Below are 10,081 nucleotides of genomic sequence, written 5' to 3' on the forward strand. Positions count from 1 at the left end.
TTCTATGCAAGTTGCGATGGATGTTAGAAAAGAATCAGAATATTTATCTGAACATGTAATTGGCGTAGAGAATTTTCCGTTAGATTTTATTCATTCAAATTTTGCTGAAATAAATCCAGAAAAAGAATACTTCTTACATTGTGCAAGTGGCTACCGATCGTTAATTGCAGCGTCTATATTTCAAGCAAACGGTGTGAAAAAAGTAACAGATGTTAGAGGTGGATTTAAAGATATTAAAGATACTGGAGTAAAACTAACCGATTACGTTTGTCCAACTACGTTATTATAAGGTTTTTATTTCATACAAAGTATTTCAAGGAGAGTTTAATTACTCTCCTTTTTTTTGCGTAACTTTAGTTACGGCATAATCATAATAGTACAATTACATTTGGCTAAAAATCAAAAACATATAAAATGCAAAAAAAAATTAGAACAATAGTTTTACTACTAATTATTGTTTCTGTCAATTTAGGTTGTGAAAACAAACAACAAAATAAGAATCAAGTAGGAGAGACTTCAATTACACAAAGTAACTTGGGAGAAGTTATAAAAATTTCGCCTTCTGAATTTAAAGAAAAATCAATCAATCACACAATTATTGATATTAGAACACCTTATGAGTTTAATCGAGGGTATATAAAAGGGGCTATAAATATCAATTATTATGATAGAAATTTTTTAGACAATTTCAAAAATTTTGATAAAAATGAGCCTATTTTTATTTATTGTAGATCCGGAAGTAGAACATCATCAGCCTCAAGAAAATTGGTAAAAGCAGGATTTTTAAAGGTTTATGACATGCAAGGAGGAATTTCAAACTGGGCAAGAAATAATCATCAAATAGAAAAATAAATGTATAAGAAGCTAATATTTTTTGCAGTTTTATTAAGCATAATTTCTTGTGGGAATAACAAGTTTACTAAAATTGAACAAGAAGAATATATTAATAAAGGTAAAGAAATTACAAAGACTTCATTTGATGAATTAAGCACCAATTTAATGACTCAAATGAAACTTGGAGGACCACAACAAGCAGTAACCTTTTGTAATACACAAGCGATGCCTATTACACATAAAATGGCTGAAAAATTTAATGTAACTGTCAAAAGAACTTCAGATAGAGTTAGAAATTCTGAGAATAAGGCTACCGAAAGAGAATTACAAGTTATTGCAGCATATAAAACTTTGCTTGAAAATAATAGTGAACTCAGTCCAATTGTTGAAATTAATTCTGATAAAAATAAACAGTTTTACGCCCCAATTATTATAAATGAAAAATGTTTAGTTTGTCATGGAAAACCAAATGAACAATTAAATGTAAAAACAGATTCTTTGATTAAATCATTTTATCCACTTGATAAAGCAATTGGTTATAAAAATGGTGATTTAAGAGGTATTTGGAGTATAGAATTTAAAAATAATTAATATGGCAAAAGTTGTTGTTTTAGGAGCTGGAATATCTGGTCACACAGCAGTTTCTTATTTAAGTAGAGCACTAAAAAAAGGTCATGAAGTTGTAATGGTTTCGCCTAATAGTAATTTTCAATGGATACCTTCTAACATATGGGTTGGAGTTGGATTAATGACGCCTGATCAGGTTAAATTTGAACTTGCACCAGTTTATAAAAAAATGGGTGTTAATTTCAAACAAGCATTAGCTACGTCAATTCATCCTGAAGGTGATTCAGAAAATGAAAAAGGATTTGTTACTATTAAATATGTATCTAAAGAAAATGAAGGAAAGGAAGAAAAAGTAACGTATGATTATTTAATAAATGGGACAGGTCCAAAACTAAATTTTGAAGCTACAGAAGGTTTAGGCCCAAATAAATTTACACAATCTGTTTGTACTTATGATCACGCAGCACATGCTTGGGCAAAACTTCAAGAGTCTTTAAAGAAAATGGAAAATGGTGAAAAGCAAACCTTTTTAATAGGAACTGGTCATCCGTTAGCTACTTGTCAGGGAGCTGCATTTGAGTATGTTTTAAATGTTGCTTTTGAAATTAAAAAAAGAAAATTATCACATTTAGCTGATGTATGGTGGATTTCTAATGAATATGAATTAGGTGATTTTGGTATGGGAGGTGCCTATATTGAAAGAAATGGATATATAACTCCTACAAAAATATTTACGGAATCTATTTTAAAAGAATATGGAGTTAATTGGATAAAAAGGGCCGGAGTTCAAAAAGTAGAAGAAGGTAAAGTTTATTATGAAAACTTAAGAGGAGAACATCATACAAAAGAATTTGATTTTGCGATGTTAATTCCTGGATTTGCAGGAGCAGGCATGAAAGCTTTTGATAAAGAAAATAAGGATATTAGTTTGGAAGTTTTTGCAGGTAATGGAATGATGAAAGTTGATGCTGATTACACACCTAAAGCCTATGAAGATTGGAAAGCTGAAGATTGGCCATCAACATATCAGAGTGTGAAATACGATAACATATACGCTGCAGGTATTGCTTTTGCTCCACCTCATGGGATGTCTAAACCAATGGAAAGTCCAAATGGTACTAAAATATTTCCAACACCACCAAGAACAGGGATGCCTTCAGGAGTAATTGGAAAAATTGTTGCTCAAAACATTATTCATTCTATTAAAGTTGGAAAAATTGAACATCCTCATACAGCATCTATGGCAAAAATGGGAGCTGCCTGTATTGTGTCAGCTGGCTATGGATTGTTTAAAGGTCAAGCAGCTGTTATGACCGTAAATCCTATTGTGCCAGACTGGGAAAAATACCCGAAATGGGGAAGAAACATTAAAGATACTGTTGGGGTTGTAGGAACTGCAGGCCATTGGATGAAGTTATTTATGCATTATATGTTTTTATATAAAGCAAAAGCAAAACCATTTTGGTGGTTAATTCCTGAGTAGTGAATTTTGAACTAAAATTTAAATAAAATGAAAAAAAGCAAAGAAAAAACAATACCATATAGCAATATATCTTACGGAACAGAACCAACAAGATTAGTACGCTTTATGAGAGTTTGTTTCATTTATCAGGTTTATAACTTTTTTAAGTTAAATTTAAAAGTAATGAAGATTGTTGTTGGAGGTCATTCCTAATGATTTATTTTTTTATAATTTAGCAGTATCTAAAAAATCAAAAAATGACAACAATAGAAATATTAAATTTAAAATGTGGCGGTTGCGCTAATACTGTTAAAAAAGGTATTATTAGTATTGAAGGCATAAATGAGGTTAATGTTGATGTAGAAACTTCAAAAGTATATATAGACTCGATTGATGAATCAGTAATAACTTTAGTTAAAAAGAAGTTATCGAGTATGGGTTATCCAGAAATAGGAGATGACAATACCATCATTCATAAAGCTAAATCTTTTGTGAGTTGCGCTACAGGTAGAATGACTTCAGAAGAGTAAAGAATTAACGATTATATAAAAGCTCGATTAATGTGATTTAAATCACATTAATCGAGCTTTTTATATTTAATTTTCTCATTCTAAAATTATTAACCAAAAATATATAAAATGTCAAAACATTTTCAAGTACTTGTAATAGGTGGAGGTACTGCAGGAATTATGGTTTCTTCCATGTTAAAAAGAAAAAACCCTTCATTACAAATAGGTATCATTGAACCAGCTGACACACATTATTATCAACCAGCTTGGACATTAGTTGGTGCAAACACATTCGATTTTGAAGCTACAGCAAAACCAATGGCCTCATTAATTCCAAAGGGAGTAGAATGGATTAAAGAGTTTGCAGACAGTTTTGAACCTGAAAGTAATAAAGTGAAAACAAAAGAGGGAAATGAATTTTTATATGATTACTTAGTTGTTGCTCCAGGGTTAAGAATGGCTCCAGAATTGGTTGAAGGATTACAAGAGGCAATGGATAAAGGTGTGGTATGTAGTAATTATACCAATCCAAAACATACTTGGGAAACGTTAAAAAACTTTAAAGGAGGTACAGCTTTGTACACTCAACCTGCAACACCAATTAAATGTGGTGGCGCGCCTCAAAAAATCATGTATTTGGCTGATGAGCATTATAGAAAAACAGGTGTTAGAGATAAAACAGATATTGTATTTGCATTACCAAGCGGTTCTATTTTTGGAGTTAAAATAATTGCAGATACTTTGATGGAAGTAGTTGATAAAAAAGACATCAATGTTCGATTTTTTCATAAATTAGTAAAGGTTGATGCAGATAAAAAAATTGCTTGGTATGAAATTGTAAAAGATTTAACAGGAGGAGGTTGTGTTACTATTGCTGATGGCGATGTGAAATCATTAGATAAAGAAATTCAATACAATTATAAAGATGTAAAAGTTACAAGAGATGGAGATTTATATGGGATTCATTTTGAGATGATGCATTTAGCACCACCACAAGCAGCTCCTAAATTTATTCAGAATTCTCCACTTGTTTCTGAAGCAGGTTGGGTTGATGTTAATAGTAAAACAATGCAACATGTAAAATACTCAAATATTTTTGGTTTAGGTGATGCTTCTAATTTACCAACATCTAAAACTGGAGCAGCCATTAGAAAACAAGCACCAGTTGTTGTTGAAAATCTTTTGAAATTGATTGAGTCAAAGACTATAAGTTCTAAAGAATATAATGGCTATACTTCTTGTCCTTTAGTTACAGGCTATGGTAAAATGGTATTGGCTGAATTTGATTATGACCAAAATTTTGAACCAGATCCTAAATTGAAGCAGTTTCCATTAATGATTAGTGACTCCTCAAAAGAACATTGGCGTTTATGGATATTAAAAAAATACATGTTACCTTATTTATATTGGAACAAAATGATGAAAGGTATAGAAGTTTAATAAAAAAACCGAGGTATTAACCTCGGTTTTTTTATGCTAAAATTTTAAAGTAGCTCCAATTAAAAAATTTCTGGTTGCTTGCGGATAATACCCTTGTACTTCAAAAGAACTACCTGGAGTTGACCAATAATCTAAAAAAGTATACCCTCTATCAACATATTCTTTATTTAGAACATTATTTATTAAACCAGAAAATATTATAGATTTAAATATTGACTTGGTTTTTAATTCATAGGTCAAGTTAAAATCATTTATAAAGTAACTATCTAATTTTGAAGCTTTAGTGTCTGTATTACTTAAATATTGTTCTCCAACATACTTTGAAAGAATGCTGATTTGAAGGTTTTTTAGCGGAGCGTAAGAAATAGCGTTAGCAGCTATTATACTTGGGGAAAAGGCAATGTTAGTTGTTCCAATATTTTTACTTTCGCCATCTCTTTCTAGTATAAAGTTTTTAATTTTATTAGTACTTAAAGTTAAGTTTTGATTGATTGAAAGAGTGTTAGATATTTTAATGTTAGCATCAATCTCTAACCCAAAACGATAACTATCTTTTACATTTTCACGTAAATAGTCACCAACATCATTTAAACCACCAGTTTGAATTAGTTGATTTTTATATAGCATATAATAAAGGTTAGTGTTTAAGTTAAAAACCTCATTTTTTAAGCGATATCCTAATTCAAAATCATCTAAAATTTCATTGTTAACATTTGGTCCGTTTTTAAAATCATCTCTATTAGGTTCTCTGTTTCCTCTTGCATAAGAAGCGTAAACACTGTTGTTATTGTTAAATTCATATGTTAAACCTAGCTTAGGATTAAAGAATTTGTATGATTTATCAACATTTAATAAGTCTCTGCCTGAAGTAAGTCCATCTGTTTTGTAATTAACAAATCTACCTTGTAAATCAATAAAACTACTAAGCTCATCATTAAGTTTAACAGAAACTTTAGAAAATATGCTAAACTCATTTTTTTTAGCATCACTAAAATAGTAGCGATCTCTTATAGAAGCTTCTGGAGTAAATTGTTTTGCCCAAATTACTTCTCCAAAATGGTCACCAGTGTAATTACTGAATGATATCCCAGAAATAACTTCGAATTCATTTTTTTTATAATCAACATTAAAATTTGCAACATAAAAATCGTTATCTAACCATCTTCTAACAATAAGGTCTGTTGCAGGAGTTCCATACCAATCTGTATCTGTAGCTTCTACTATATTATTGTATTTCGATACAGCACTTCCTTCCTTAAATTGCTCAAAATATCCTTCACCTTTTGTGTAGTTTAAACCAAGGTTTGTAGACCAGTTATTATTTAATTTTTCATTCCAGTGTAGTTGATAATGATCTTGCCAATAGTTGTCAGTTTCATTGTCATATGTATATGGGTTTTGTTTTCTATCTTCTTTTAATTCTTCAGCACTTAAGCCATACCAAGCCTGATATGTTTTTTCTTTATTTCCAAAAGTAATAGCTTTAATTAGGGTGTTATCATCTACATAAGCTGCTTGTAAAAAATATGATTTTAAATCTGCAGAAGCTCTATCTATATAGCCATCAGAAGAAATTTTAGATAAACGACCTGAAAATTCAATGTGGTCATTTATTTTCCCAGTGCTAAATTTTACAGTGTTTTTAAAAGTGTTGTATGATCCAACAGAACTACTAATTTCTCCATAAGAATTTTCTGAGATTGCATTGGTTAATAAATTTAAACTTGCTCCAAAAGCTCCAGAGCCATTGGTTGAAGTTCCAACTCCACGTTGTAACTGCATGTTTTCAGTTGATGAAGTGAAATCACCTAAATTCACCCAAAAAGTACCTTGACTTTCAGTATCATTATATGGTATTCCATTTAAAGTTACGTTTATCCGTGAAGCATCAGATCCTCTAACTCGTATGTAAGTGTAACCAACTCCTGCGCCAGCATCAGAAGAGCTAGTTACTGATGGTAAATAGTTAAGTAACATAGGAATGTCTTGTCCTAAGTTACGTTTTTCTAATTCTTCTTTAGTAACATTGCTATGAGTTACAGGTGAAGTACTTTTTACACGAACAGCTGAAACTAAAACTTCTTCAAGCACTACAAAACTGTCTGACATGTCAATTGAAATAAATGAGTTCTCAGTTAAATTCCCTTTAATTTCCTTTGGCTTACTAATTGAACTTATTACCAAAATATAATTTCCTTCTTTTAAATCTAAAGAAAATTGCCCATTATTGTCAGTTGTTGTTCCAATTTCGGTTCCTTTTACTTGCACATTTACACCTGGGAAAGGTTTACTTCCGTCAGTTATTTTTCCTGAAAGTGTTAATAATTCTTGAGCATTTGCATTTAATGTAAATGCAATAAATAAAATTGTAATTAAATGTTTCATTTTTTTTATAAAATAAAACGATATAAAAAGAGGTAATTAATCGATGTTAATTAAAATGTTTCTAATTTCCCTAAACAGCATTACCTGTTCAGGTTCAATGGGTTTGATCTCAGCCGTTTTAGGCACCCCTTTTGAGATGCTGCAAACTTACAAATAAAAAGTTGATTAGAGAGTTAAGTTTTTAATCAAAAGAAGGTTTTTTTCTGAAAGCTTTTTTAAAAGCTTGTTTTTTCTTTTTTTCTAACCGTTTTTTAATACTGGATTTACTTGGTTTGGTTGGCTTTCTTTTTTTAGGAACTTTTAAACCATTTGTAATGAGTTGTAAAAACCGTTTGACAACAATTTCTTTATTTTTATGTTGACTGCGACTTTCATCACAATTTAATAGCAAGCAGTTTTCTTTGGTAAGCTTTGGACTTAAATTTTTAAATAGCAATTCTTTTTCTTCTTCAGTAAATCCACCCGAATTTTGTACATCAAAAATCAATTCAATTTTTGAAGAAACCTTGTTTACATGTTGCCCGCCAGCTCCACTGCTTCTAACTGCTTTAAATTTAAGTTCTTTTAAAATATTTTCAATAATCATTCGTATTCAAATTTGAATCCAAATTTTGCTGATATAAAAAATGCAAATCTAAATCTGTTAAATTATCGGAGAAGCTTTGTAAATTAGTTTTTGATTTTAAAATTTCATCAATTTTTTTTACTGCAGCGTCAAAACGTGTTTTTTTATCACCTTTCAATAAAATGTATGGTCGATTGTATTTTTTTAGTGAGTTTTCAAAAGCGTTAAACATTTCTAAACGAAGTTCAGGACGATCTCTTAAATCATCTTCTTCCCAAGGAGTATCAATATAAGTAAGTAAATATAAATCGTACGTATTTACAATTGCAGCTTTCTCTAATTTTGTATCAACAAAACCACCATAATATTCTTCTGAATACACTTTGGTTTCTAATAAATCGGTATCACAAATTAATACTTTATCAGCTTTTATTGCTAAGTCGTTTTCTAATTTCATTTGGCCAATAGCAATTGGTAATAAATCAGAATTTTCACACGTTTTACGTTCGTTATTCCACTTTTTTTGTAAATACTCTCTAGCAAATTCAGGAGCCCAAACAGTATTGTAATGACGTGCTAATTGTTTTGAAAGTGTAGTTTTACCAGAACTTTCAGGCCCAAATAAAACGACTTTTATAATATTTATGTTAATTTGTTTAAGCGACTTTTCCATGCGAAATATCCTTGTATTGCTAAAATTAAAAATATTGTGTATTGAATTCCTGTAAAACCATATCCTTTTGCAAAATACAACGGAATTGAAACGATATTACCAACAATCCAAAGTGTCCAGTTTTCAATTTTTTTGTTTGCCATTAGCCACATTCCAGCAAAAAATATTCCCGTTGTAAAAGTATCTAAATAAGGTGTTCCTTCTCTAAAATTAGTTAAATTTCCCGAAGTAAGCTTCTTAATTGCATAATTTACACTTTCACTAAAGCCTAAATTATTAGGCATTACATTGTAATATCTATAAACAATTATTACAAAAATTGAAGTAAAAATAAATATACTAAAAGCTTTTATCTTATCAGTTTTAGTTGTTCTCGAAATTGAGATATGATGCTGTTTATCATCAATAATTTTACTCCACATATACCAGCCATATAAGCTCATAATGGTGTAATAAATATTAATAATTAAGTCTCCATATAAATTCCACTGTGATAATAAATATACATATATAACGGTACTTATAATTCCTGTTGGAAAAACTAAAATATTTTCTTTTTTTGCATAAAAAACACTAATTACACCAAATAAAGCAGCAATAAATTCAAGTGAAATATTTAATCCACTTGCTGATTGATATGGATCTGTAAAAAAATGTAAAATTTCATTCATACAACTAAATTAAAAAATCTATATTATTTTCAAAAGCAGTTCCAATAACAACCATATCAGCTCCATTTTTATATGCATTTGAAAGTTGTTCTTTAGTTCTAATTCCGCCACCAACAATTAAAGGAATTGTAATATTTTTTTTAACTTCAGAAATTAGTTGAAAATTCACAGGATTTTTGGCGCCGCTTCCTGCTTCTAAATAAATTAATTGTTTTCCTTTGTACATTCCGGCTATTGCAGTTGCAGTTGCAAGTTGAATATTTTCTTGTGGAATTGGAGTGGTTTTACTTATTTTTAAAACAGAAGAATTTGTACCGCCATCAATTAAAATATAGCCAGTAGGAATAATTTCTAACGTTGAATTTCTTAAAAATGGCACCGATTTTATTTGTTGTTCAATTAAATATTCTGGATTTCTCCCTGAAAGTAACGATAAAAATAACAAAGCATCTGCATTGTTTGTTAGTTGTGAGAAATCTCCAGGGAACAAAATAACAGGAATTTTAGTATACATTTTCAAAGTTTTCACAAACAAATCTGTTGTGCCGTTTTTAACAAAACTTCCACCAACAAAAATAAAATTTGCGTTTAATTTTTCTATTTTTTTTGAAATTATTTGAATTTCTTCAATTTTAGTTTTATCAGGATCTACTAAAATGGAAAGTAATTTTTTTCCTTTTTTAGAAGCATTTTGTATGTATCTTAAAAGTGGTTTAGTCATTTTTTGAAGTTTCTAAGGCATAAACCAACGTAAAACCACCAAGTTGTTCAAAGTAAATGTTATAATTTTTATCCCAATTTTCAACCTTAATATAGCCAGTAGTTTTTTTATCGGAAATTTGAAAGGAGTTAATATCAATATCATTTTTGAAAGTTAAACCACCGTGTGGATAAATTTTATAAAGTGATTCTTTCGCACCCCAAATTACGGTAAGCTGCTCTATATAATCATCATCTTCATGAATAAAGCCTCTT

Annotated in this window: 12 protein-coding genes, 1 pseudogene and 1 riboswitch; of the genes and pseudogenes, 7 read left to right on the forward strand and 6 right to left on the reverse strand. The window is 29.8% G+C overall.

Annotated features, from left to right (window positions below):
• The 7 genes from Q0352_RS06420 to Q0352_RS06450 form a co-directional block, all read left to right on the forward strand.
• Nucleotides 1-289 (forward strand): rhodanese-like domain-containing protein (locus Q0352_RS06420; protein ID WP_299525378.1); only part of this gene is annotated, 289 nt, incomplete at its 5' end.
• 125 nt (nucleotides 290-414) lie between these two features.
• The gene (locus Q0352_RS06425) at nucleotides 415-852 is read left to right on the forward strand and encodes a rhodanese-like domain-containing protein (protein ID WP_299525381.1); all 438 of its coding nucleotides are present in this window, start codon (nucleotides 415-417) and stop codon (nucleotides 850-852) included.
• Nucleotides 853-1,425, forward strand: coding sequence for a DUF3365 domain-containing protein (locus Q0352_RS06430; RefSeq protein WP_299525383.1), 573 nt, complete (start codon nucleotides 853-855; stop codon nucleotides 1,423-1,425). It abuts the gene before it with no gap.
• Nucleotide 1,426: 1 nt separating this feature from the next.
• Nucleotides 1,427-2,884, forward strand: a complete 1,458-nt coding sequence (locus Q0352_RS06435) for an FAD-dependent oxidoreductase (RefSeq protein WP_299525385.1) — start codon at nucleotides 1,427-1,429, stop codon at nucleotides 2,882-2,884.
• Nucleotides 2,885-2,911: 27 nt separating this feature from the next.
• A complete protein-coding gene (locus tag Q0352_RS06440; protein ID WP_299525387.1) occupies nucleotides 2,912-3,076 on the forward strand; it encodes a hypothetical protein in 165 nt (54 codons plus the stop codon).
• Nucleotides 3,077-3,120: 44 nt separating this feature from the next.
• The gene (locus Q0352_RS06445; RefSeq protein ID WP_299525389.1) at nucleotides 3,121-3,393 is read left to right on the forward strand and encodes a heavy-metal-associated domain-containing protein; all 273 of its coding nucleotides are present in this window, start codon (nucleotides 3,121-3,123) and stop codon (nucleotides 3,391-3,393) included.
• Nucleotides 3,394-3,501: 108 nt separating this feature from the next.
• Nucleotides 3,502-4,812, forward strand: a complete 1,311-nt coding sequence (locus Q0352_RS06450) for an FAD/NAD(P)-binding oxidoreductase (RefSeq protein ID WP_299525392.1) — start codon at nucleotides 3,502-3,504, stop codon at nucleotides 4,810-4,812.
• Nucleotides 4,813-4,848: 36 nt separating this feature from the next.
• Here Q0352_RS06450 and Q0352_RS06455 read toward each other — a convergent pair whose 3' ends face one another.
• The 6 genes and pseudogenes from Q0352_RS06455 to Q0352_RS06480 all read right to left on the reverse strand — a co-directional run.
• Nucleotides 4,849-7,197, reverse strand: a complete 2,349-nt coding sequence (locus tag Q0352_RS06455) for a TonB-dependent receptor (RefSeq protein WP_299525395.1) — start codon at nucleotides 7,195-7,197, stop codon at nucleotides 4,849-4,851.
• Nucleotides 7,198-7,245: 48 nt separating this feature from the next.
• Nucleotides 7,246-7,337, reverse strand: a riboswitch (TPP riboswitch).
• A 41-nt stretch (nucleotides 7,338-7,378) separates the two neighbouring features.
• Nucleotides 7,379-7,783 carry an alternative ribosome rescue aminoacyl-tRNA hydrolase ArfB gene (gene arfB / locus Q0352_RS06460; protein ID WP_299525398.1) on the reverse strand — a complete coding sequence of 135 codons (405 nt, stop codon included), beginning with the start codon at nucleotides 7,781-7,783 and terminating at the stop codon, nucleotides 7,379-7,381.
• On the reverse strand, nucleotides 7,773-8,435 hold the full coding sequence (locus tag Q0352_RS06465) for an ATP-binding protein (RefSeq protein WP_299525401.1): 663 nt from the start codon (nucleotides 8,433-8,435) through the stop codon (nucleotides 7,773-7,775). The genes arfB and Q0352_RS06465 overlap by 11 nt, the downstream gene beginning before the upstream one ends.
• Complete coding sequence (gene pnuC, locus Q0352_RS06470) at nucleotides 8,405-9,106, reverse strand: nicotinamide riboside transporter PnuC (protein WP_299525404.1); 702 nt, start codon at nucleotides 9,104-9,106, stop codon at nucleotides 8,405-8,407. The genes Q0352_RS06465 and pnuC overlap by 31 nt, the downstream gene beginning before the upstream one ends.
• Before the next feature lie 4 nt (nucleotides 9,107-9,110).
• Nucleotides 9,111-9,827: a geranylgeranylglyceryl/heptaprenylglyceryl phosphate synthase gene (locus tag Q0352_RS06475; protein WP_299525407.1), complete on the reverse strand. Its 717-nt coding sequence runs from the start codon at nucleotides 9,825-9,827 to the stop codon at nucleotides 9,111-9,113.
• A pseudogene (locus Q0352_RS06480) lies at nucleotides 9,820-10,081 on the reverse strand (4'-phosphopantetheinyl transferase superfamily protein); the annotation flags it as partial. The gene Q0352_RS06475 and the pseudogene Q0352_RS06480, both read right to left, overlap by 8 nt.

This window comes from uncultured Lutibacter sp. (assembly GCF_937891065.1).
GTDB lineage: Bacteria > Bacteroidota > Bacteroidia > Flavobacteriales > Flavobacteriaceae > Lutibacter.

What these genes read in the sequence shown, in the direction of transcription:
- Q0352_RS06435 (WP_299525385.1), top strand. Translation starts at nt 1,427, where the DNA reads ATGGCAAAAGTTGTTGTTTTAGGAGCTGGAATATCTGGTCACACAGCA.
- Q0352_RS06450 (WP_299525392.1), top strand. Translation starts at nt 3,502, where the DNA reads ATGTCAAAACATTTTCAAGTACTTGTAATAGGTGGAGGTACTGCAGGA.
- Q0352_RS06465 (WP_299525401.1), bottom strand. Translation starts at nt 8,435, where the DNA reads ATGGAAAAGTCGCTTAAACAAATTAACATAAATATTATAAAAGTCGTT.
- Q0352_RS06455 (WP_299525395.1), bottom strand. Translation starts at nt 7,197, where the DNA reads ATGAAACATTTAATTACAATTTTATTTATTGCATTTACATTAAATGCA.
- Q0352_RS06475 (WP_299525407.1), bottom strand. Translation starts at nt 9,827, where the DNA reads ATGACTAAACCACTTTTAAGATACATACAAAATGCTTCTAAAAAAGGA.
- Q0352_RS06440 (WP_299525387.1), top strand. Translation starts at nt 2,912, where the DNA reads ATGAAAAAAAGCAAAGAAAAAACAATACCATATAGCAATATATCTTAC.
- pnuC (WP_299525404.1), bottom strand. Translation starts at nt 9,106, where the DNA reads ATGAATGAAATTTTACATTTTTTTACAGATCCATATCAATCAGCAAGT.
- arfB (WP_299525398.1), bottom strand. Translation starts at nt 7,783, where the DNA reads ATGATTATTGAAAATATTTTAAAAGAACTTAAATTTAAAGCAGTTAGA.
- Q0352_RS06430 (WP_299525383.1), top strand. Translation starts at nt 853, where the DNA reads ATGTATAAGAAGCTAATATTTTTTGCAGTTTTATTAAGCATAATTTCT.
- Q0352_RS06445 (WP_299525389.1), top strand. Translation starts at nt 3,121, where the DNA reads ATGACAACAATAGAAATATTAAATTTAAAATGTGGCGGTTGCGCTAAT.
- Q0352_RS06425 (WP_299525381.1), top strand. Translation starts at nt 415, where the DNA reads ATGCAAAAAAAAATTAGAACAATAGTTTTACTACTAATTATTGTTTCT.